At 60.7% G+C, this 22,884-nt stretch carries 21 protein-coding genes; 16 read left to right on the top strand and 5 right to left on the bottom strand.

The window, feature by feature from the left end:
• Position 1: 1 nt before the first annotated feature.
• Positions 2-1,618 carry an L-aspartate oxidase gene (gene nadB, locus ACYP2A_RS29805; protein ID WP_459749509.1) on the bottom strand — a complete coding sequence of 539 codons (1,617 nt, stop codon included), beginning with the start codon at positions 1,616-1,618 and terminating at the stop codon, positions 2-4.
• Between the two features lie 502 nt (positions 1,619-2,120).
• On the opposite strand from nadB, the gene rpoE reads away from it, so the two are divergent.
• The 11 genes from rpoE to pdxJ all read left to right on the top strand — a co-directional run bounded on the left by rpoE (position 2,121) and on the right by pdxJ (position 12,336).
• Positions 2,121-2,702, top strand: a complete 582-nt coding sequence (rpoE, locus tag ACYP2A_RS29800) for an RNA polymerase sigma factor RpoE (RefSeq protein WP_056834582.1) — start codon at positions 2,121-2,123, stop codon at positions 2,700-2,702.
• Between the two features lie 32 nt (positions 2,703-2,734).
• On the top strand, positions 2,735-3,316 hold the full coding sequence (locus ACYP2A_RS29795) for an RseA family anti-sigma factor (RefSeq protein ID WP_459749508.1): 582 nt from the start codon (positions 2,735-2,737) through the stop codon (positions 3,314-3,316).
• A gap of 8 nt (positions 3,317-3,324) precedes the next feature.
• Positions 3,325-4,290, top strand: a complete 966-nt coding sequence (locus ACYP2A_RS29790; RefSeq protein WP_459749507.1) for a MucB/RseB C-terminal domain-containing protein — start codon at positions 3,325-3,327, stop codon at positions 4,288-4,290.
• A 281-nt stretch (positions 4,291-4,571) separates the two neighbouring features.
• Positions 4,572-5,963, top strand: a complete 1,392-nt coding sequence (locus ACYP2A_RS29785) for a DegQ family serine endoprotease (RefSeq protein ID WP_459749840.1) — start codon at positions 4,572-4,574, stop codon at positions 5,961-5,963.
• Between the two features lie 160 nt (positions 5,964-6,123).
• A complete protein-coding gene (lepA, locus tag ACYP2A_RS29780; RefSeq protein ID WP_459749506.1) occupies positions 6,124-7,920 on the top strand; it encodes a translation elongation factor 4 in 1,797 nt (598 codons plus the stop codon).
• 8 nt (positions 7,921-7,928) lie between these two features.
• Positions 7,929-8,783 carry a signal peptidase I gene (gene lepB / locus ACYP2A_RS29775; protein ID WP_459749505.1) on the top strand — a complete coding sequence of 285 codons (855 nt, stop codon included), beginning with the start codon at positions 7,929-7,931 and terminating at the stop codon, positions 8,781-8,783.
• 99 nt (positions 8,784-8,882) lie between these two features.
• The gene (locus tag ACYP2A_RS29770; protein ID WP_459749504.1) at positions 8,883-9,260 is read left to right on the top strand and encodes a DUF4845 domain-containing protein; all 378 of its coding nucleotides are present in this window, start codon (positions 8,883-8,885) and stop codon (positions 9,258-9,260) included.
• Entirely contained in the window at positions 9,257-9,946 is a 690-nt protein-coding gene (gene rnc, locus ACYP2A_RS29765) for a ribonuclease III (protein ID WP_459749503.1), read from the top strand. Before ACYP2A_RS29770 ends, rnc begins: the two co-directional genes overlap by 4 nt.
• Positions 9,939-10,841: a GTPase Era gene (era, locus tag ACYP2A_RS29760; RefSeq protein ID WP_459749502.1), complete on the top strand. Its 903-nt coding sequence runs from the start codon at positions 9,939-9,941 to the stop codon at positions 10,839-10,841. The genes rnc and era overlap by 8 nt, the downstream gene beginning before the upstream one ends.
• 9 nt (positions 10,842-10,850) lie before the next feature.
• Positions 10,851-11,534: a DNA repair protein RecO gene (gene recO / locus ACYP2A_RS29755; RefSeq protein WP_459749501.1), complete on the top strand. Its 684-nt coding sequence runs from the start codon at positions 10,851-10,853 to the stop codon at positions 11,532-11,534.
• A 61-nt stretch (positions 11,535-11,595) separates the two neighbouring features.
• Positions 11,596-12,336, top strand: coding sequence for a pyridoxine 5'-phosphate synthase (gene pdxJ, locus ACYP2A_RS29750; RefSeq protein ID WP_459749500.1), 741 nt, complete (start codon positions 11,596-11,598; stop codon positions 12,334-12,336).
• A gap of 6 nt (positions 12,337-12,342) precedes the next feature.
• On the opposite strand, the gene cmoB is transcribed toward pdxJ, so the two are convergent.
• The 4 genes from cmoB to lon all read right to left on the bottom strand — a co-directional run bounded on the left by cmoB (position 12,343) and on the right by lon (position 17,038).
• On the bottom strand, positions 12,343-13,302 hold the full coding sequence (gene cmoB / locus ACYP2A_RS29745) for a tRNA 5-methoxyuridine(34)/uridine 5-oxyacetic acid(34) synthase CmoB (protein WP_459749499.1): 960 nt from the start codon (positions 13,300-13,302) through the stop codon (positions 12,343-12,345).
• Positions 13,299-14,042 (bottom strand): carboxy-S-adenosyl-L-methionine synthase CmoA, encoded by a 744-nt coding sequence (cmoA, locus tag ACYP2A_RS29740; RefSeq protein ID WP_459749498.1) that lies wholly within the window; start codon positions 14,040-14,042, stop codon positions 13,299-13,301. Before cmoA ends, cmoB begins: the two co-directional genes overlap by 4 nt.
• A 95-nt stretch (positions 14,043-14,137) precedes the next feature.
• Positions 14,138-14,533, bottom strand: coding sequence for a protease inhibitor I42 family protein (locus ACYP2A_RS29735; RefSeq protein ID WP_459749497.1), 396 nt, complete (start codon positions 14,531-14,533; stop codon positions 14,138-14,140).
• A 90-nt stretch (positions 14,534-14,623) separates the two neighbouring features.
• Complete coding sequence (gene lon / locus ACYP2A_RS29730; RefSeq protein ID WP_459749496.1) at positions 14,624-17,038, bottom strand: endopeptidase La; 2,415 nt, start codon at positions 17,036-17,038, stop codon at positions 14,624-14,626.
• A 267-nt stretch (positions 17,039-17,305) separates the two neighbouring features.
• Between lon and ACYP2A_RS29725 the strand changes: the two genes are divergently transcribed.
• The 5 genes from ACYP2A_RS29725 to ACYP2A_RS29705 are packed head-to-tail and all read left to right on the top strand — an operon-like array spanning position 17,306 to position 22,884.
• Positions 17,306-17,977: a methylamine utilization protein gene (locus tag ACYP2A_RS29725; RefSeq protein ID WP_459749495.1), complete on the top strand. Its 672-nt coding sequence runs from the start codon at positions 17,306-17,308 to the stop codon at positions 17,975-17,977.
• The gene (locus tag ACYP2A_RS29720) at positions 17,977-20,322 is read left to right on the top strand and encodes a bifunctional diguanylate cyclase/phosphodiesterase (protein WP_459749494.1); all 2,346 of its coding nucleotides are present in this window, start codon (positions 17,977-17,979) and stop codon (positions 20,320-20,322) included. Before ACYP2A_RS29725 ends, ACYP2A_RS29720 begins: the two co-directional genes overlap by 1 nt.
• A 1-nt stretch (position 20,323) precedes the next feature.
• Complete coding sequence (locus ACYP2A_RS29715) at positions 20,324-21,199, top strand: DUF3034 family protein (protein WP_459749493.1); 876 nt, start codon at positions 20,324-20,326, stop codon at positions 21,197-21,199.
• Positions 21,199-21,627: a group I truncated hemoglobin gene (locus ACYP2A_RS29710; protein ID WP_459749492.1), complete on the top strand. Its 429-nt coding sequence runs from the start codon at positions 21,199-21,201 to the stop codon at positions 21,625-21,627. Before ACYP2A_RS29715 ends, ACYP2A_RS29710 begins: the two co-directional genes overlap by 1 nt.
• A 42-nt stretch (positions 21,628-21,669) precedes the next feature.
• Positions 21,670-22,884, top strand: coding sequence for a GAF domain-containing sensor histidine kinase (locus ACYP2A_RS29705; protein WP_459749491.1), 1,215 nt, complete (start codon positions 21,670-21,672; stop codon positions 22,882-22,884).

The following is a 22,884-nucleotide window of genomic DNA, read 5'->3' as shown; positions in this document are numbered from 1 at the left end:
CTCAGCTGTTGAAGTTGCCCGGTACCAGAATCGTGTCTCTGGCTTGCGGCAGCATGTCCGGGTAATCCAGCGTGTAATGCAAGCCGCGTGATTCCTTGCGTTCCATGGCCGAGCGGATCATCAGTTCCGCCACCTGGGCCAGGTTGCGCAGCTCGATCAGGTCGCGGCTGACCTTGTAGTTGCTATAGAACTCGTCGATCTCATCCAGCAGCAAACGCACGCGGTGTTCGGCGCGTTGCAGGCGTTTGCTGGTACGCACGATACCAACGTAGTCCCACATGAAACGCCGCAGCTCGTCCCAGTTGTGGGCGATGATCACGTCCTCGTCTGAATCTGTCACCTGGCTGGCATCCCAGGCAGGCAATGACGTCGGCATGTCGATGTCCGCCAGTTGCCCGACGATGTCAGCGGCCGCCGAGCGGGCATAGACGAAGCATTCGAGCAGCGAGTTGCTGGCCATACGGTTGGCACCATGCAGCCCGGTGCAACTGGTTTCGCCAATCGCGTACAGGCCCGGCACATCGGTGCGGCCCTGGCTGTCGACCACCACGCCGCCGCAGGTGTAATGCGCCGCCGGCACCACTGGAATCGGTTCGCGGGTGATGTCGATAGAGAACGCCAGGCAGCGTTCGTACACCGTCGGAAAGTGTGACTTGATGAAGGCTTCGGGCTTGTGGCTGATGTCCAGATACACGCAGTCGATGCCCAGGCGCTTCATTTCATGGTCGATGGCGCGGGCCACGATGTCGCGCGGGGCCAGTTCTGCGCGTTCGTCGAAGCGCGGCATGAAGCGCTCGCCATTGGGCAGCTTGAGGAAGGCACCTTCGCCGCGCAGGGCTTCGGTGACCAGAAAGCTTTTGGCCTGTGGGTGATACAGGCAGGTGGGGTGGAACTGGTTGAATTCCAGGTTGGCCACCCGGCAGCCCGAGCGCCAGGCCATGGCAATGCCATCGCCGGAGGCGCTGTCCGGGTTGCTGGTATAGAGGTAGACCTTGGCTGCACCGCCCGAGGCCAGAATGGTGAAGCGCGCAGCGTGGGTGTCGACCTCGCCGGTCTTGCGGTCCAGCACATAGGCGCCCAGGCAGCGCTGGCCGGGCAGGCCCAGGCGCGGCTCGGTGATCAGGTCGACCGCGACGCGTTGCTCCAGCAGTTCGATATTGTCGCGCTTGCGGGTTTGTTCCAGCAGCGTCCTGAAGATCGCAGCGCCCGTGGCATCGGCGGCATGGATGATGCGCCGGTGGCTGTGGCCGCCCTCGCGGGTCAGGTGGAATTCGAAGCTGTGCGGCTGTTCGTCGCCATCGTCGTCGCGAGTGAAGGGCACGCCCTGCTCGATCAGCCACTCGATGGCCTCGCGGCTGTGCTCGACGGTAAAACGCACCGCTTCTTCGTTGCACAGGCCGCCACCGGCATTGAGGGTGTCCTCGACGTGCGACTCGACGGTATCGGTGTCGTCCAGAACCGCCGCAACGCCACCCTGGGCCCAGAAGGTCGAGCCGTCGGCCAGGTCGCCCTTGCTCAGGATGGCAATGCGCAGGTGCGCAGGGAGTGTCAGGGCCAGGCTCAATCCCGCCGCGCCGCTGCCGATAACCAGAACGTCATGCTGAAAATGTTGGCTCATCTATCAACTCCGCGTCGAGCGGCCACTAGTATAAGTAAGGGGGGACCGGCACAATAGCCTCGCTTTTTCATGGCAATGTGAGACTAGAGGCGGGGGGCGGATTGTGCGCCAGTCGTTGACGCCATGCCTACCGTTTTCGCTGCAATCGCTCGTTGGGGTCCAACAACGGTCATGCGGGGTAGCGATCAGGGTGGGTGGTGTGGGTCTTGCGCCTGCATTTGCGGGGTGCGGGAACTTTTCAGCAAACCCCGCGTTCAATAGCAGGTTGCCTGTATCAGCAACAGCGTCGGCCATGCCGCGAAGGATCATCGGCAGCGAAATCGACGACAAGACTATTCACGCAGCCGGGCAGTGTTCGAGCTGCGTTTTTCGTGCAGGCCAGCTTAGTGCCAGCAGGAAACTTGCCTGAAGGGGGAGAACTTTTGTCAAAAGCCCGAGTCTATGTTTGCAAGCCTGAACGATGGCTGATGCAACACTCCTTCAGGCTCAATGAGGAGTGTTCATGCTAACCCAGGAAGAGGATCAGCAGCTGGTCGAGCGCGTACAGCGTGGCGATCGGCGAGCCTTTGATCTGTTGGTGCTGAAGTACCAGCACAAGATTCTCGGGTTGATCGTGCGATTCGTGCACGACACCCATGAAGCTCAAGACGTTGCGCAGGAAGCCTTTATCAAGGCCTACCGCGCACTCGGCAACTTTCGCGGCGACAGTGCTTTTTATACATGGCTGTACCGCATCGCTATCAACACGGCGAAAAACTACCTGGTGTCGCGCGGTCGGCGGCCACCGGACAGTGATGTGAAATCCGAAGACGCAGAGTTCTACGACGGCGATCATGGCCTCAAGGACATCGAGTCTCCGGAGCGTTCATTGTTGAGGGATGAGATCGAGAGCACTGTGCATCGAACCATCCAGCTTCTCCCGGAAGATTTACGCACGGCCCTAACTTTGCGCGAATTCGACGGTCTGAGTTACGAAGACATTGCGAGCGTCATGCAGTGTCCGGTGGGTACCGTGCGATCTCGGATCTTTCGCGCTCGGGAAGCCATCGATAAAGCCCTGCAGCCGTTGTTGCAGGAATCCTGAGACAGCGGCGATAGCCAAGAGAGGAACCCGCCATGAGTCGTGAAGCCCTGCAGGAATCGCTGTCCGCAGTGATGGATAACCAAGCGGACGAACTGGAATTACGTCGAGTGCTGAGTGCCATCGACGACGCGGAGACACGCGCCACCTGGTCTCGTTATCAGGTCGCCCGTGCGGCGATGCACAAGGAACTGTTGCTGCCCCATCTGGACATCTCGGCCGCTGTATCGGCTGCGATTGCCGACGAGGCTTCGCCAGTCAAGGCTGCTCGCGGCCCATGGCGTACCCTTGGTCGCCTGGCGGTTGCAGCGTCGGTAACGGTTGCGGTACTGGCCGGTGTACGCCTGTATAACCAGGACGAAATCACCGGTGCCCAGCTGGCCCAGCAGAATCAACAGCCTGCCAACCTGTCGGTCGCACAGCCTCAAGGGCCTGCGGTACTGGCCGGTTACACTGAGGAAGCTGCCGGTCCCGCCAATGGTGCTGTACAGGCTCAGGCCGGTGCAGATGACCAGCGTGTGCCGGGCTACCTGCGTCAGCATGCCCAGCAGGCGGCTCTGAAGGAGACTGAAAGCGCTCTGCCTTACGCACGCGCTGCCAGCCTGGAAAACCGCTAAGGAAGAGTATGCGAGCCATTCCCCTATTGCCGTTGTTGTTCAGTGGATGGCTAGCCGCTCCAGCGTATGCCGACGATGCGCAAGATCTTCTCAAGCGTCTTGCGCAAGCCGAGCAGCAACAAAGCTTTCAAGGTACTTTTGTTTACGAGCGTAACGGTGGTTTTTCCACCCATCGCATCTGGCACAGGGTACAAGATGGCAAAGTGCGTGAACGCCTTCTGCAACTCGATGGCTCAGCCCAGGAAATCCTGCGTGTCGACGGCCTGACGCAATGCGTCAGTGGCACGCTGGTGACGGGGCTGGCCAATCTGCCCGATCCTTCAGGGCGTGTGCTGGATGCCAGAAAGCTGTCCGCCTGGTACGACATGAAAGTGGCTGGCAAGTCCCGCGTCGCCGGACGCTCTGCCACAATTCTGGTCATGTCGCCCAAGGATCAGCACCGTTATGGTGTCGAGCTGCACCTGGACAACGAAACCGGCATGACCCTCAAATCGCTGTTGTTGAGCGAGAAAGGGCAACTGCTGGAGCGTTTCCAGTTCACGGACTTCGATCCTTCCCGACTTCCTGACGAGCAGTCCTTGCAGGCCAGTGCCGAATGCAAGCCCTTGCCGGCGCCTAAAAACAAGCCTGCTGCCCAGGCTTCGTCCATGCCGGTTGCCTGGCGCGCGGACTGGCTGCCGCCCGGCTTCGAGCTGAGTAATCAATCGGTGCGCAAGGACAGCGACTCCAGCCCCCAGGTTATCAGCCTGCTGTATGGCGATGGCCTGACGCGCTTTTCGGTGTTTATCGAGCCGGTGCCTGCACAGGTTGCACCGGACATCCGTACCCAGTTCGGTCCCACGGCCGTTGTGTCGCGGCACCTGAATTCGGCGCAGGGTGAGGGCATGATCACGGTGGTCGGTGAAATACCGGTCGGCACCGCCGAGCGTATTGCGCTGTCGATGCGTCATGGCGATGCAGCGGCCAGTAAATAGCCGCGCGCAGTCGCAGATGTAAAAGGTTTCACTTCGGTTGCGGCGTCGATACAGCCTATAGTTTGCTCTGACTGGAGCGGTCTGACGGAAATGTTTGGTGAGCTTTGCAGGTTGCAAAAACGCTGAATTTTTTCTATAGGTCACAGCCTCACAGCTGTGGCCTTTGTCGTTTTATGAGGCTGGAAAAGGTTGTCTGAAGGATCAGTCGCTCTATTGCTTAATTTGCTCGTACCAACGGGAGCCGTATGTCGATACCACGCTTGAAGTCTTATCTATCCTTGATGACTGCCGTGCTGATGCTCGGTCAGATCGCCGCAGTCCAGGCAGAGGACCTGCCGGATTTCACCGGGTTGGTCGAACAGGCATCCCCGGCGGTAGTGAATATCAGTACCCGGCAGAAAATGCCGGAGCGCGCCATCGCAAGCCAGGTCCCGGATCTTGAGGGCCTGCCGCCGATGCTGCGTGAGTTTCTTGAGCGCAGCACGCCGCCAGGCTCGCGTTCGCCGGGGCGCGGTGATCGTCAGCGCGAGGCCCAGTCGCTGGGTTCGGGCTTCATCATTTCCGACGACGGCTATGTGCTGACCAATAACCATGTGGTCGACGGTGCCGATGAGATTCTTGTGCGCCTGTCCGATCGCAGTGAGCTGAAGGCCAAGCTGGTCGGCACCGATCCTCGCACCGATGTCGCCGTACTGAAAATCGACGGCAAGAACCTGCCGACCGCCAAGCTGGGCAACTCCAACACCCTCAAGGTCGGGGAGTGGGTGCTGGCCATCGGCTCGCCCTTCGGTTTCGATCATTCGGTGACCAAAGGCATTGTCAGTGCCAAGGGCCGCAGCCTGCCGAACGACACCTATGTGCCGTTCATCCAGACCGACGTGGCGATCAATCCGGGCAACTCCGGTGGTCCGCTGTTCAACATGAAAGGCGAAGTGGTCGGCATCAACTCGCAGATTTTCACCCGCTCCGGTGGCTTCATGGGTCTGTCGTTCGCGATTCCGATCGATGTGGCGATGGATGTGGCCAATCAGCTCAAGGCCAGCGGCAAGGTCAATCGCGGCTGGCTGGGCGTGGTCATTCAGGAAGTGAACAAGGACCTGGCCGAATCCTTCGGTCTGGAGCGTCCAGCCGGTGCGCTGGTGGCTCAGGTGCTTGAAGACAGCCCGGCAGCCAAGGGTGGCTTGCAGGTCGGTGACGTGATTCTGACCGCCAATGGTCAGCCAATCGTGATGTCTGCCGACCTGCCGCACCTGATCGGTAACCTCAAGGACGGCAGCAAGGCCGAACTGGAAGTGATCCGCGACGGCAAGCGCCAGAAGGTCAGCGTCACCGTCGGTGCGCTGCCTGACGAAGGCCAGGAAATGGGCGTGCAGGGTTCCGGTGCCGAGCGCAGCAGCAATCGTCTGGGTGTGTCGGTGATCGAACTGACCGCCGAGCAGAAAAAGAGCCTGGATCTCAAGGGTGGCGTGGTCATCAAAGAGGTTCAGGGTGGTCCGGCAGCACTGATCGGTCTGCAGGGGGGCGATGTGATTACCCACCTCAACAACCAGGCCATCGTGTCGGCCAAGCAGTTCACCGAGGTCGCCAAGAGCCTGCCTAAAGACCGCTCTGTGTCCATGCGCGTGTTGCGTCAGGGGCGTGCGAGCTTCATTACCTTCAAGCTTGCCGAGTAATTTTCGGGGCTGAACGGCAAAAGGGCGGCATGGGTCGCCCTTTTGCTTTACTGTCGGGCTCGCTTTGCGGCGAGCGTGACGCCCCGGCGTTCCTTCAGGTACAATTCCCGGCTATTTTTCAGCGGGCGATTTGCCTGTGCCCCTTTTTGAGTGTTGATCCGTGAGTGATTTGAGCCACATTCGTAATTTCTCCATCATCGCCCACATCGATCATGGCAAGTCGACCCTGGCCGACCGCTTCATCCAGATGTGCGGCGGCTTGTCCGAGCGCGAAATGGAGGCGCAGGTTCTCGATTCCATGGACCTTGAGCGCGAGCGTGGCATCACCATCAAGGCCCACAGCGTCACCCTGTATTACAAGGCCCGCGACGGTATCACCTATCAGCTGAACTTCATTGACACCCCGGGCCACGTCGACTTCACCTATGAAGTCAGCCGTTCCCTGGCAGCCTGTGAAGGTGCACTGCTGGTGGTCGATGCCGGTCAGGGCGTCGAGGCCCAGTCGGTCGCCAACTGCTATACCGCCATCGAGCAAGGCCTGGAAGTCATGCCGGTCCTGAACAAGATGGACCTGCCGCAGGCCGACCCGGATCGGGTCAAGGACGAAATCGAGAAGATCATCGGCATCGACGCAACCGACGCGGTGGCGTGCAGCGCCAAAAGCGGCATGGGCGTCGACGAGGTGCTCGAGCGTCTGGTCGCGACCATCCCGCCGCCGACCGGTGAAATCGACGCACCGTTGCAGGCGCTGATCATCGATTCCTGGTTCGACAACTACTTGGGCGTCGTCTCGCTGGTGCGTGTGCGCCAGGGTCGGGTCAAGAAGGGCGACAAGATTCTGGTCAAGTCCACCGGCAAGGTGCACCTGGTCGACAGCGTCGGCGTCTTCAACCCCAAGCACACCGCCACCGTTGACCTGAAGGCCGGCGAAGTGGGCTTCATCATTGCCGGCATCAAGGAAATTCTTGGCGCGCCGGTGGGTGACACCCTGACCCTCAACTCGACGCCCGATGTCGAGATGCTGCCAGGCTTCAAGCGTATTCAGCCGCAGGTGTATGCCGGCCTGTTCCCGGTCAGCTCCGACGACTTCGAAGATTTCCGCGATGCCCTGCAAAAGCTGACCCTCAACGACTCGTCGTTGCAATATATGCCGGAAAGCTCCGACGCACTGGGCTTCGGCTTCCGTTGCGGCTTCTTGGGCATGCTGCACATGGAGATCATCCAGGAGCGCCTTGAGCGCGAGTACGACCTGGACCTGATCACCACCGCCCCGAGCGTGATCTACGAGATCAAGCTCAAGACCGGCGAAACCATCTACGTCGACAACCCGTCGCGCCTGCCGGATGTCTCGGCGGTCGAAGACTTCCGTGAACCGATCGTTCAGGCCACGATCCTTGTGCCGCAAGAGCACCTGGGCAACGTCATTACCCTGTGCATCGAGAAGCGTGGCGTGCAGCGCGACATGCAGTTCCTCGGCACACAGGTACAGGTTCGCTACGACCTGCCGATGAACGAAGTAGTCCTGGATTTCTTTGACCGTCTGAAGTCGACCAGCCGTGGCTACGCTTCGCTGGACTACCATTTCGATCGCTATCAGTCGGCCAACCTGGTCAAGCTCGACGTATTGATCAACGGTGACAAGGTCGACGCGCTGGCGCTGATCGTGCACCGCGATAACGCGAACTATAAAGGCCGCGCGCTGACTGAGAAGATGAAGGAACTGATTCCAAGGCAGATGTTCGATGTGGCAATCCAGGCCGCCATTGGCGGGCAGATTATCGCGCGGACCACTGTCAAGGCGCTCAGAAAGAACGTATTGGCCAAATGTTATGGCGGTGACGTCAGCCGTAAGCGCAAGCTGCTCGAGAAGCAAAAGGCCGGTAAGAAACGCATGAAGCAGGTCGGCAACGTGGAAATTCCACAAGAAGCCTTCCTTGCAGTGCTCAGGTTGGAATAGCAGGTCATATGTCACTAAATTTCCCGCTGTTGTTGGTCATTGCTGTATTCGTCTGCGGCCTGCTGGCCTTGCTCGATCTGGTGTTGCTGGCGCCTCGGCGCCGTGCGGCCATCTCGAACTATCAGGTCAGTGTCGGACAGCCGGACATGGCGGTCGTCGAGCGCCTGAGCAAAGAGCCGATCCTGGTTGAATACGGCAAGTCGTTCTTCCCGGTGCTGTTCATCGTGCTGGTGCTGCGTTCGTTTCTGGTCGAGCCCTTCCAGATTCCGTCTGGCTCCATGAAGCCGACCCTCGACGTGGGTGATTTCATTCTGGTCAACAAGTTCTCGTACGGCATTCGCCTGCCGGTGCTGGACCAGAAGGTCATCCAGATCGGTGATCCGCAGCGCGGCGATGTAATGGTGTTCCGCTACCCAAGCGACCCGAGCGTCAACTACATCAAGCGTGTCATCGGCCTGCCGGGCGACCAGATTCGCTACACCAGCGACAAGCGTCTGTTCGTCAACGGGCAATCGGTGAGCAAGACCCTGATCGGCAGCGAACCGGGCACCCTGGGCAGCGCCGAGCTGTATTCGGAAAAGCTGGGTGAGGTCGAGCACCAGATCCGTCAGGAAATGACTCGCTACCGTGCACCGCCAGACAGCGAGTGGACGGTGCCGGCCGGGCACTATTTCATGATGGGCGACAACCGGGACAACTCCAACGACAGCCGTTACTGGGATGATCCCAATATTCCCAAGGACGAGCTGGGCATGGTCCCGGATCGTAATATCGTGGGCAAGGCCTTCGCGGTCTGGATGAGCTGGCCCGAGCCCAAGCTCAGTCACTTCCCGACCTTTTCACGGGTCGGGTTGATCAAGTAATCGCTGCGGCGCTGTCTCGAACAGCGCCGTATGTCATTTTGACCGCTCGAAATCCTGGCTCGTAAAGTCAGGGTGCCGAGCTACTCTTTGGACGTGGACATGAAGTTCGGTGCCTGGCAAAAGGGATTGTCGCTGGTGGGGCTGTTGCTGCTGCTGGGACTCATTGCGTTTACCGTGAGCACCGCCTTCAAGATAGTGCCTCATTACCTCGACTATTTTTCCATGAAGAAGATCATCGAGACGGCTGAAACCAACCCGACACTGGGCATTGATTCGGTCGATGACTTTTACAGTTATGTCGGTAAGAACATGCAGGTCAATAACATCCGGAATCTAGATTTGAAACAGGCTTTAAAACTGAAGGTGGAGAACAACAGGTTCGTGGCCCACCTCGATTACGAACAACGTGAACCCCTGATCTTCAATGTCGACCTGGTCATGAAGTTCGACAAGCAATTCAGCGTGGCCAAACCGTGAGTGCATCCCTAAGTCGTCTCGAGCGTCAGCTCGGCTATACCTTCCGCGATCAGGAACTGATGATCCTGGCACTGACCCACCGCAGCTTTGCCGGTCGCAACAACGAACGTCTGGAGTTTCTCGGCGACGCGATTCTCAACTTCGTGGCCGGCGAGGCGCTGTTCGAGCGTTTTCCGCAGGCTCGCGAAGGCCAGTTGTCGCGCTTGCGCGCCCGTCTGGTCAAGGGTGAAACCCTGGCCTTGCTGGCTCGCGGTTTTGCACTGGGCGAGTACCTGCGTCTGGGCTCGGGTGAATTGAAAAGCGGCGGTTTCCGTCGTGAGTCGATTCTTGCCGATGCCCTGGAAGCACTGATCGGCGCGATCTACCTGGACTCGGACATGGCCACCGCGCGCGAGCGCGTGCTGGCCTGGCTGACCAATGAGTTCGAAAGCCTGACGCTGGTCGACACCAACAAAGACCCCAAAACCCGTCTGCAGGAATTTTTGCAGTCGCGCGCGTGCGAGTTGCCGCGCTACGAGGTGGTCGATATCCAGGGCGAGCCGCATTGCCGGACATTCTTTGTCGAGTGCGAAATCAGCCTGTTGAACGAAAAAAGCCGCGGCCAGGGTGTCAGCCGGCGTATTGCAGAGCAGGTCGCTGCTGCTGCGGCCCTAATCGCCCTGGGCGTGGAGAATGGCAATGACTGATACAAACGTAACCCGCTGCGGCTATGTCGCGATTGTCGGCAGACCCAACGTGGGCAAGTCCACGCTGCTCAACCACATCCTTGGCCAGAAGCTGGCGATCACCTCGCGCAAGCCGCAGACCACCCGCCACAACATGCTGGGGATCAAGACCGAAGGCGATGTGCAGGCCATCTACGTCGACACCCCCGGCATGCACAAGAACAGCGACAAGGCCCTGAACCGCTATATGAACAAGACCGCCTCGGCGGCGTTGAAAGACGTCGACGTGGTGATCTTCGTGGTCGACCGTACCCGCTGGACCGATGAGGACCAGATGGTGCTGGAGCGTGTGCAGTACGTCGAAGGGCCGCTGATTCTGGCGATCAACAAGACCGACCGCATCGAAGACAAGGGCGAGCTGATGCCGCACCTCGAGTGGCTGCAAAGCCAGTTGCCGAAGGCCTCGATCGTGCCGATCTCGGCCCAGCACGGCCATAACCTCGAAGCGCTGGAAGGCCTGATTGCTTCGCACCTGCCCGAAAGTGATCACTTCTTTCCGGAAGACCAGATCACCGACCGCAGCAGCCGCTTCCTGGCCGCTGAACTGGTGCGCGAAAAGATCATGCGCCAGCTCGGTGCCGAGCTGCCGTACCAGATCACCGTCGAAATCGAAGAGTTCAAGCAACAAGGGCGTGTTCTGCATATCCATGCGCTGATTCTGGTCGAACGCGACGGCCAGAAGAAAATCATCATCGGCGACAAGGGCGAGCGTATCAAGCGCATCGGCAGCGATGCACGCCGCGACATGGAAGTGCTGTTCGACTCCAAGGTCATGCTCAACCTGTGGGTCAAGGTCAAGGGCGGCTGGTCCGACGATGAACGCGCCCTGCGTTCGCTGGGTTACAACGACCTGTAAGGCTCCTCGATGAGCACGCCCCTCGCTCAGCTTGCCTATGTGCTGCACAGCCGGCCGTATCGCGAAAACAGTGCGCTGGTCGACTTTCTGACCCCGCAAGGGCGTTTGCGGGCCGTGCTGCGCAATGCGCGGGGCAAGGCCGGCACCCTGGCGCGGCCGTTCGTACCGCTGGAAGCCGAGTTTCGCGGGCGTGGCGAACTCAAGAATGTCGGGCGCATGGAAGGCGCCGGCATCGCCCGCTGGCTGGTCGGCGAAGCGCTGTTCAGCGGCATGTACCTCAATGAACTGTTGATTCGCCTGCTGCCGGCCGAAGACCCGCACCCGGCGGTCTTCGACCACTATGCCGCCACCCTGGTGGCCCTGGCCGAAGGCCGCCCGCTGGAGCCGTTGTTGCGTTCGTTCGAATGGCGGCTGCTCGACGACCTGGGCTATGGCTTCGCGCTGGACACCGATGTCGACGGCCAGCCGCTGGACGTCGAGGGTCGGTATCGTCTGCGTGTCGATGCCGGGCTTGAGCGGGTCTGGCTGTTGCAGCCCGGTCTTTTCCAGGGTGTCGAACTGTTGGCCATGTCTGAGGCCGATTGGGACACCCCCGGCGCACTGGCCGCTGCCAAGCGCTTGATGCGTCAGGCGCTGGCCGTGCATTTGGGCGGAAAGCCATTGGTGAGCCGCGAACTGTTTCGCAAGCCATGAACAGGCTTTATGCTCTGCGGCCTGTCTTCTTAAGTTAACCCCTGATTTGCAGGAGAACCCCGTGACCCAAAGCGCTCGTATCCTTCTTGGCGTGAACATCGACCACGTCGCCACCCTGCGTCAGGCCCGCGGTACCCGTTATCCGGACCCGATCAAGGCTGCGCTGGACGCCGAAGAGGCGGGGGCCGATGGCATCACCGTGCACCTGCGTGAAGACCGCCGGCACATTCAGGACCGCGACATCCTGTTGCTCAAGGATGTGTTGCAGACGCGTATGAACTTCGAAATGGGCGTCACCGAAGAAATGCTCGCGTTCGCCGAGCGCCTGCGCCCGGCCCATGTGTGTCTGGTGCCAGAGACCCGTCAGGAACTGACCACCGAAGGCGGCCTGGACGTGGCCGGGCAGGAAGAGCGCATCAAGGCGGCGGTAGAGCGCCTGTCACGCGTCGACAGTGAAGTGTCGCTGTTCATCGATGCCGACCCACGGCAGATCGAAGCCTCCAAACGCGTCGGCGCTCCGGCTATCGAGCTGCACACCGGCCGTTACGCCGATGCCGAGACGCCGGCCGACGTCGCGGTTGAACTGCAACGTATTGCCGATGGCGTGGCGTTTGGCGTCGCCCAGGGTTTGATCGTCAATGCCGGTCACGGCCTGCATTACCACAACGTCGAAGCAGTCGCCGCGATCAAAGGCATCAACGAACTGAACATCGGCCACGCACTGGTGGCCCATGCATTGTTCGTTGGCTTCAAGGCGGCCGTGGCCGAAATGAAAGCGCTGATTGTCGCCGCTGCCCGTTAAGCCCGATCAGGGCTTGCGGCCGATGACTACGGCGCGCATCGGTGCCGGCAAGCCTTCTACGGTACGGCTGTGGTCGTCGGGGTCGAGGAAATCGCCCAGCGACTGGTAGCGCATCCAGTCGGTGCTGCGCTGTTCCTGGACACTGGTGGTACTCACGTCCACACAGCGCACCTCGGTGAAACCGGCGCGGCGCATCCACAGCTCCAGCGCCGCCACCGACGGCAAGAACCAGACGTTGCGCATCTGCGCGTAACGGTCTTCGGGCACCAGCACCTGCTGCACATCACCGGGCACTACCAGGGTTTCCAGCACCAGTTCGCCGCCCTTGAGCAGGCAGTCTTTCAAGGCCAGCAAATGGTCGATGGGCGATTTGCGGTGGTACAGCACGCCCATCGAGAACACCGTGTCGAAGCCTTCAAGCCCCGCCGGTAAATCTTCCAGGGCGAACGGCAAGTGCCAGGCCGGCAGGTCGGGCAAATAGCGCTGCATGGCCTGGAACTGGCAGAAGAACAGCCAGTTCGGGTCGATGCCAATCACGCTGTCGGCGCCGGCACCGAGCATGCGCCACTGGTAATAACCGTTGCCGCAGCCGACATCGAGCACGCGCTTGCCGTTCAGGTTCAGGTGCGGTGCAACCCGCGACCATTTCCAGTCCGAACGCCATTCGGTGTCGACGTGTACGCCGAACACATCGAACGGCCCTTTACGCCACGGTGAAAGGCCCATCAGCGCGCTGCGTACCTGAGCACGGGTCTGCTCGTCGCAGTCCACGTCCAGAGTGAAACCGTCGAGCAGTTCAACGCGGCTGGGTGTCAGCGCCGGCAAGGCTTGCAGGGCACTGCTCCAGCGGTCGAGGTCGCCGTGACCCTTGGCCATCTTGGCATCGAGTTGCGCTTGCAGGCCGTCGGCCCAAGTGGCCAGTGGAGTGTTCGCCAGGCGGCGAACCAGTGGAGCGAGATCGATCATGGCAGGGCTATCAACGAGGCAAAGTTAATGCATTGGAACCACAGCACCACGCGCGAGAAACCGGCCTCGCGCAGGCGCTGGCGGTGTTCTTCGAGGCTGTCGGGTTTCATGACGTTTTCGATGGCACTGCGCTTCTGGGCAATTTCCAGTTCGCTGTAGCCGTTGGCGCGCTTGAAGTCGACGTGCAGCTCGGTGAGCAAGGCATGTTCATCGGCATCGTTGAAGCGCAGTTTTTCCGAGAGAATCAGCGCGCCGCCCGGCACCAGGGTCTTGCGGATACGGCTGAGCAGTTCCAGGCGCTGTTCGGGGACGATGAACTGCAAGGTGAAGTTCAGCGCCACCACCGAAGCCGGCTGCCAGGGCAGCTCAAGAATATCGCCTTCGATGACCTCGACCGGCAGCAGCTCCTGAAACATCGAGTTCTGCGCATTGAGATATTCCCGGCAGCGCTCGACCATCGCCGACGAGTTATCGACCGCAATGACACGGCAACCATCCTGCCGCACATGGCGGCGCAGCGCCTGGGTCACCGCACCCAGCGAACTGCCCAGGTCATAGAGCACGGTATCGGGCCGGGCAAAATGCGCGGCGATTACCCCGAGGTTTTCGACGATGGCCGGATAACCGGGCACAGAACGTTTGATCATGTCCGGGAAAACCCGCACCACGTCTTCGTTGAAGGCGAAGTCAGGCACCTGGGGCAGGGGCTGGGAGAAGAGGCGATCGGCTGGCTGGTTCACGGCGATTCCGGCGCAAGGCGTGCAAAGCCCGGCATTCTAGCCAAGTTGCGGGCCGGATGCATGAGCCTGTGCAGGTTGCCGGACCAGTCGCCGGTTCACTGCACGCTGATTGCGCACTCGAACGTGGTCTGTGGCTGGGCATCGGGTTCCCACGGCTGCTGGTAGGTCAGCAGCAAACGGCCGGCGCCGGGCTTTTCAGCCTTGTAGCGCCATATCGATTGACCGCCGCTACCGACCACCATGTCCTCGCGCCGGTCGGCGTTATACACCTCGGGCCCCAGGCTGCGCAGAACGCCTGCTGCGGGGTCACGCACCTGCCAGCGAAAGCCGGTGGTGGGATTACTGGGCAAGGACAGCAGCAGCGTTTGACCTTTGACAAGGGCCAGCGGGCAATCGTCCTGTTCTTCAAGCGAGACAATCGGGTCCGGTGTTTGCGCGCACGCCGCAAGCAGAACAAGGCTGAAGGGCGCAAGCAGTCGGGCAGGGGTCATGGCAAGGTCCGTTTCGGCAAGACAAAACCGCAGGATACCATCACAGCACCGGCCGGCAACCCAAAGGGCAGGCCGGTGCCATGCAGGGGGTTAGAACAGTACCTTCGCCACATCGCTGAAGCGTTTGGCAAAGTGCACGGTCAGACCTTCCTTGAGGTATTCCGGCAGTTCCTCGAAGTTGCCACGATTCGGCTCCGGCAGAATCAGCTCGTTGATCTTCTGCCGACGCGCCGCAATCACCTTTTCACGCACCCCGCCAATCGGCAGCACATGCCCGGTCAGGGTCAGCTCGCCGGTCATGGCCACGCCTTTTTTCGGCGCCTGATTGCGTGCCAGCGACAACAGCGCACTGGCGATGGTGATGCCGGCACTCGGGCCATCCTTGGGCGTAGCGCCTTCAGGCACGTGCAAGTGCACGAAGGCCTCATCGAAGAACTTCGCATCGCCGCCAAACTTCGACAGGTTGGAGCTGACGTAGCTGTAGGCGATTTCTGCCGACTCTTTCATCACATCGCCCAACTGGCCGGTCAGCTTGAAGCCACGGTTGTGGGTGTGGATGCGCGTCGCCTCGATCGGCAGCGTCGCGCCGCCCATGCTGGTCCAGGCAAGGCCTGTGATCACCCCGGTGCCGGACAGCACCTGTTCGCTACGAAACACCGGCATGCCCAGCAAGGCTTCCAGGTCCTTGGGGCCGATCTTGATTGCGCTATCGGGGTTGTCCAGCAGCTTGACCACCGATTTGCGCACCAGCTTGCCCAGTTGTTTCTCCAGTTGCCGCACGCCGGATTCGCGGGCGTAGCCTTCGATCACTGCGCGCAGGGCGGCGTCGCTGATCGACAGACTGGTCTTGGCCACGCCGGCCTTTTCCAGCTGCTTGGGCCACAGGTGACGCTTGGCGATGGCCAGTTTTTCTTCGGTGATGTAACCCGCCAGGCGGATCACTTCCATACGGTCGATCAACGGACCGGGAATCGAGTCCAGGGTGTTGGCGGTGCAGATGAACAGCACCTTGGACAGGTCCAGGCGCAGGTCGAGGTAATGGTCGAGGAATTCGACGTTCTGCTCCGGGTCCAGTGTTTCCAGCAGCGCCGAAGCCGGGTCGCCCTGGTAGCTCTGGCCCATCTTGTCGATCTCGTCGAGCATGATCACCGGGTTCATCACCTCGACGTCCTTGATTGCCTGCACCAGCTTGCCCGGTTGGGCGCCGATGTAAGTGCGACGGTGACCCTTGATCTCGGCTTCATCGCGCATGCCGCCCACGCTCAAGCGGTAGAACGGCCTGCCCAGCGATTCAGCAATCGAGCGGCCGATGCTGGTCTTGCCCACGCCCGGCGGGCCGACCAGCAGCACGATGGAGCCGGTAATCTCGCCTTTGTAGGCGCCGATGGCGAGAAATTCGAGAATGCGTGCCTTGATATCGTCCAGGCCGGCGTGATGCTGGTCCAGCACCTTGCGCGCATGCTTGAGGTCGAGTTTGTCGACGCCGTTCACCCCCCACGGGATAGCGCTGGCCCAGTCCAGATAATTGCGGGTTACGGCGTACTCGGGCGAGCCGGTTTCCAGGACCTTGAGCTTGTTCAGCTCTTCATCGATCTTCTTGCGCGCCTGGGCCGGCAGGGTCTTGCCTTCCAGGCGCTGTTCGAACTGCTCGATGTCGGCGCTGCGGTCGTCCTTGCTCAGGCCCAGCTCCTGCTGGATGACCTTGAGCTGTTCCTTGAGGAAGAACTGACGCTGGTGTTCGCCGATCTTGCGGTTCACTTCGGCCGAGATTTCTTTTTGCAGGCGTGCGACTTCGACTTCCTTGCGCAGCATCGGCAAGACTTTTTCCATGCGCCGCAGAATCGGCACGCAGTCGAGCACTTCTTGCAGGTCGACACCGCTGGCCGAGGTCAGCGCGGCGGCAAAGTCGGTGAGCGGCGATGGGTCGTTGGGGCTGAAGCGATTGAGGTAGTTTTTCAGTTCTTCGGTGTACAGCGGGTTGAGCGGCAGCAGTTCCTTGATCGCATTGATCAGCGCCATGCCGTAGGCCTTGACCTCATCGGTGGCCTGATTGGAATTCTGTGGATATTCGACCTCGACCATGTACGGCGGGCGATGGTGCTTGAGCCAGGTCTTGATGCGTACCCGCGACAGACCCTGTGCCACGAACTGCAAGCGACCATTTTCGCGGCTGGCGTGGTGGACTTTCACCAGCGTGCCATACTCCGGCAGGGCCTTGGTATTGAAGTGGCGCGGATCTTCCTGCGGGGTGTCCATGAAAAACAGCGCCAGCGAGTGATGGTCCGACTTGCTGACCAGCTCCAGGGTCTCGGCCCACGGCTCTTCGTTGACAATGACAGGCAGTACCTGGGCGGGGAAAAACGGGCGATTGTGGATCGGAATGATGTAGACCTTGTCCGGCAGATTTTGTCCGGGCAGGGCCAGCGAGGTGCCGGAGCCGAGGTTCACTTCATATTCAGTGGCGTCATCGGATGAGTCGTGTGTAGCGGTCGGCTGGTCGCTCATGGTGCACCTGGGAGATTGAACATGCCTGTTTAGATGGGGCAGACGCGCTCAGGTTTCAATGGCAGCGGTCGATAGTGTGTTATGGGTGTGCAACAAACCTTGTGGGGGCGCAAAGTAGCGCCACTCGTCGGTTACGGATAAATGATGGCAAAATGCCGTAATCAGTGCGTTCCCAATGCCTTGTGTGAGCGGTAACCTGCATGCCAGACGCATCGCTGCCAGGGTTGGCTTAACTTTCCGGCATTGGCCGTTGTGGAAGAGTTCAGTATGACCAACGTTTTTTCTCGCGTGCTGCTGGCTGGCGTCTGTCTGCTCTCTATGGCCGGTGCCCATGCGGCAACCCTGACCGCGCAAATGTTCGATCGCCAGGGCCAGCCGCTGGCCAATGCGGTCCTGACCCTCAAGGGCAGTGGCGCGGCACCGGCCGCTGCGCTCAAGGCCAGCATGGACCAGCGCAATCAGGAGTTCGTGCCACGGGTACTGGCCGTGCACACCGGTACCCAGGTGTCTTTTCCCAATAGCGATGACATTCGCCACCAGGTATACTCGTTCTCGCCGGCCAAACGTTTTGAGCTGCGACTTTACGAAAAGACCCCTTCGGAACCAGTGCTGTTCGACAAGCCCGGCCTTGTGGTGCTGGGCTGCAATATTCACGACTGGATGCTGGGCTACATCTATGTCACCGACGATCCATGGTTTGCGGTGACCGACGCCAGCGGCCAGCTCAAGCTCGATCAATTGCCGCCGGGCCGCTATAGCGCGACCCTCTGGCATCCGCAAAACGAAGACATGCAGCCGGTGTCCGGTGGCGATATCGAGGTGCCGGCCGCCGGCCTGAGCAAGCGTTTCGACCTGGCCGTCGAGGTCAAGCCTGAAGACCAGCCTGCACGCCCGGCCCCGAGTGCTTTTGGTGATGCTTTCCACAAGGCTGCGCATTGATGAACCTGCGCCTGAGCTTTCAGAGCCGGATTGCCGGTGTACTGATCGCATTGCTGCTGGTGGTGATCGGCGCGGTGTTTATCGCCGTCAAGTTTGCCACCAGCGATGCCGTGCGCAGTCAGGCTCAGGCGCAGCTCGAGGTCGGCAGCCGGGTGTTCGAGCGCCTGATCGACCTGCGTGGCCGGCGGTTGCGCGATGCGGTGCAATTGCTGGCAGCCGACTTCGGCTTTCGCGATGCCGTGGCCAGTTCCGATGCCTCGACCATTCGTTCGGTGCTGCTCAACCATGGCGGGCGTATCAATGCCAGCGACATGTTCCTGCTGGGCATGGATGGCCAGGTGATTGCCAGTACCGAGCCTGAAGTGCCCGAAGGCTCGAAATTCATTTATGACCAGGCGCTGCGCACTGCCAAGCGTAACAACCAGTCGATGTTGATCGTGCCGGGTGGCGGTATCCCGCATCTGTTGGTCGAAAGTACCGTCCTGGCGCCGCTGCCACTAGGCCGGGTTGTCATGGGGTTTACCATCGACAGCGACATTGCCAAAGAGATGCTCTCGCTCAGCGGACTGGAAGTGTCGTTCCTGACCATCGAAAACGGCCAACCTGGCAAACTGATCAGCACCCAGCCCGAAGCCATGCATGAAAGTCTGGTGGCGTTGATGCAGTCGTCGTCGGGCGGTCAGATGAACCTCACCGAGCACGAGAATCTCAAGTTTCTCAGCCAGACCCTGACCCTGGCCAATGCCGGCGAAGGGCAAGTGCTGGCCTTGCTGCAAAGCCCGCTGGACAAGGCCTTGCAGGCTTTTGTGCCGCTGGACGAAAAGATTTTCTGGATATCCCTGGCGGCGCTGCTGGCCTCCCTGATCGGCACCCTGGCCCTGGCGCGCAGTGTGTCCCTGCCGGTGCGCGCCCTGGCGCTGGCCGCCAAGCGCATCGGCGATGGCGACTACCGCACCCCGGTCAGCATGGCGCGCGAGGACGAACTGGGCATGCTGGCCGGCGCAATCAACACCATGCAGCACGGTATTGCGGTACGTGAAGACCAACTGGCGCATAACGCGTTGCACGATGCCGTGACCGGTCTGCCCAACCGGGCGCTGGTCATGGAACGCCTGGGCAGTTCGATCGCTTCCGGGCGAATGGTGGCCCTGATGTACCTGGGCATCGACAACTTCAAGTCGATTCATGACAGCGTCGGTGTCGAGGCGGTAGACACGATGCTGCGTGAGCTCGGCCAGCGTCTGCAGTCGGGCCTGAACGCCGGTGATACCGTCGCACGGTTGACCGCCAACGAATTTCTGTTGTTGCTGGACCACACCAGCAGTGACAGTGCCGTAGGGCGCGGCGACCAATTGCAGCGTTTGCTCAACGAGCCACAGCACGTTGATGGGCACGATATCGCGCTTGAATGCTGCATCGGTATCGCGGTCTACCCCGAGCACGGCGATGCCGCACAAGAGCTGCTCAATCGTGCGTTGATTGCGCGCAAGGATGCGGCCAGCCTGCCGGGCCGCCTGCATATTTATGAAGATGGCCGCGATCTGGCCCACCAGCGCCAGATCAGCCTGATCCGCGATTTGCGCAAGGCGCCGGGTAATGGCGAACTGCACCTGCACTACCAGCCCAAACTGGACATCCGCCAGGGCCATGTGCGCCAGGCCGAAGCCTTGCTGCGCTGGAATCATCCGCAGTTCGGCAATGTTTCGCCGGCCGAATTCATTGTGCTGGCCGAGCGCACCGGCAGTATCCAGTTGCTGACCACCTGGGTGATCGGCGAAGCCGTGCGCCAGTTGGCCGAATGGCGCCGACGCGGTCTGCTGGTGCAACTGTCAGTCAACGTCTCGGCCGATGACTTGCTGGCTGGCGATCTGGTCGGGCACGTGACCCATGTGCTGCGCCTGCATCAGGTACCGGCCGAGCAATTGATTTTCGAAATCACCGAAAGCGCCATCATGAGCGAACCGGAGCGCGCCCTGGTTGTGCTCAATCGCCTGCGCGAATGTGGCATCAGCCTGTCGGTGGATGATTTCGGCACCGGGTATTCCTCACTGGCGCACCTCAAGCGTTTGCCGGTGCAGGAGCTGAAAATCGACCAGTCGTTCGTGCGCAATCTGGATGAAACCAGCGAGGACGCGGTGATTGTTCGTTCGACCATCGAGATGAGCCACAACCTGGGGCTCAAGGTGGTCGCTGAAGGCGTCGAGTACGAGCACAGCCTGCAACTGCTCGAACGCTGGCATTGTGATACGGCTCAGGGTTACCTCATCAGTCGTCCGCTCGCGGCGGCGGCATTCGAGGCCTGGATTACCAAGAGCCATACCTCCACTGGCCTGATGGTTCATTGATATGCGCGACCGCTACTCATGCTTTTCAAGTTGTCTGTTGAGCTGCCTGCTGGGTGCTGTCGCGCCCCAGGCCCTGGCCGATAATGGCCGTCTGGTCGCCACCGGCGGTGCCGGCAGCATCGAAGGCAGCGCCGGCGGCGGCATCACCCCGTGGGCGGTGATCAGTGGCTATAGCGAGGAGGGCGAGTGGGGCGCGACAGCCGCTGCCACTCACGTCGATCTGCCGGACTACACCTTCGATGTGGCCGGGGTGACGGTGTCATACGGCAACCGCATCGAGTTTTCCTATGCGCACCAGCGCTTCGACCTCGGGACCTTGCAGCGCGACCTCAGCCTGCCCGAAGACAACCTGACCCAGGATGTTTTCGGCGTGAAGGTGCGGTTGTTCGGCGACCTGATCTACGACAACCTGCCGCAGGTATCGCTGGGTGTGCAGTACAAGCACCAGAACGATTTTCTGATTCCCAGCCTGATTGGCGCCAAGCGTGACTCTGACGTCGAAGGCTACCTGACCGCCAGCCGATTGTTCATGGGCGCTGCGTTTGGCTACAACCTGCTGCTCAACGGCGGGGTGCGTTATAGCCGGGCCAACGAGACCGGCCTGCTGGGCTTCGGTGGCGACCGTCGCGACAGCCGCAGCCTGCTGAAAGAGGGCTCTGTGGCGGTGCTGTTCAATCCGCACTGGGCGCTGGGCGTCGAATACCGGGAAAAACCCGATAACCTCTCGTTCGCCGGTGAAAGCGACTGGGCCGATGTGTTTGTCGGCTGGTTCCCGAACAAGCATTTCTCTATGGTCGCGGCCTACGCCCGTCTGGGCGATATCGCCACCATGGAAGACCAGAACGGCGCTTATGTGTCCTTGCAGGGGGGGTTCTGATGAAGCGTCTGATCACATGCCTGATGTTCCTCATGCTGGTCGGTTGCGCGCAGCCGCCAACGCCTGCCAAAGACGACAGCCTGTATCAGGAGCTTGGCCAGCGTGCTGGTATTCAGCGCATCGTCGAGGGCATGTTGATCAATTCGGCTCAGGATGAACGTATCGTCGAGCGTTTTCGTCGGGTTCACATCGAGCTGTTGCGTGACCGGCTGGTGGAATTTTTCTGCGTCGAGGCTGGCGGGCCATGCACCTACGGCGGCGATAGCCTGCCCGAGTCGCACAAGGGCCAGAACCTGACCCGCAGTGACTTCAATGCTCTGGTGGAAAATCTGATCAAGTCCATGGATGAGCAAAAGATCCCGGTGCCGACGCAAAATCGTCTCATCGGTCGCCTGGCGGCGCTGCGCGGGGACGTGATTGGCAAGTAAGCGTATGATCGGTGCCTTCTCCACAACCCAGGTCTGGGCGTCATGACTGCAACGGACTTCTCCAGCGATATCCGGGCCATCGGCCGTATCGATTCGGTACCGATCATCCTGCGCATGATGAAGCAGATGACCGGCTTGCGCTTCGCTGCCGTGGCGCGGGTCACCGAACAACACTGGGTAGCCTGCGCCGTCGATGACTCGATCAACTTCGGCCTCAAACCCGGCGGTCAACTGGTACTCGATTCCACGATCTGCCATGAAATACGCCAGCACCGCCAGCCGGTGGTGTTCGGCCATGCCAGCCAGCATCCGCTGTATGCCGGGCACCATACGCCGCGCCTCTATCAGCTGGAGAGCTACATCTCGATTCCGATCGTTCAGGCCAATGGGTATTTCTTCGGTACCCTGTGTGCCATCGACCCGGCACCGGCCGAGGTCGAAGATCCCGACCTGCTGTCAACCCTGACCCTGTTTGCACAACTGATTGCCACTAACCTTGACCTGCAACGCAACCTTGAAGCCAAAGAACATGCCTTGTCCGATGCCGAAGAGGCCGGGCGTTTGCGCGAGCAGTTCATCGCCGTGCTCGGCCACGACCTGCGCACGCCCTTGAGTGCCATTCGCATGAGCGCCGAACTGCTGCAGGCGCGAGTGGCCACCGAGCGTGAGCAAAAGCTGGCGGCGGCAATCGGCAAGAGTTCGCAACGCATGGGCGCCCTGATCGAAGACGTGCTGGATTTTGCCCGTGGCCGGCTGGGCGACGGCATTGCGGTGCGGCGTGTCTGGGTCGAGGACCTGGAGGTCTATTTTCAGGCGGTGGTCGGCGAGGTATTGGCGTCGAACCCCGACAGCCATATCCACGTCGATCTGAACTTGAGTGGCGGCATTTACTGCGATCCCGGCCGTATGGGACAACTGTTGGCCAATCTGCTGGGCAATGCCGTGACCCACGGTATCCGGCAATCGCCTGTCGAGCTGGTGGCACGCATCGACGAAGGCGACCTGCTGTTGTCGGTGAGCAATCAGGGCGAGCCAATTCCTGCGTCACTGATGCCCTTGCTGTTTCAGCCGTTCACCCGCTGCGAAGCCGGTGCGCGCGGCGAAGGCCTGGGGCTGGGCCTGTATATCGCCGCGCAGATCATGCAAGGCCATGAAGGCAACCTCTCGGTTACCTCCGATGAGGTGCACGGCACCTGCTTTGTGGCCCGCTTTCCGAGTGGTAGAGGCTGGCCGGGCATTGAACGCAGGGCCGACTGA

The sequence above is a fragment of the Pseudomonas sp. 3A(2025) genome (assembly GCF_054589175.1).
This window is presented reverse-complemented; position numbering and strand designations above follow the sequence as displayed.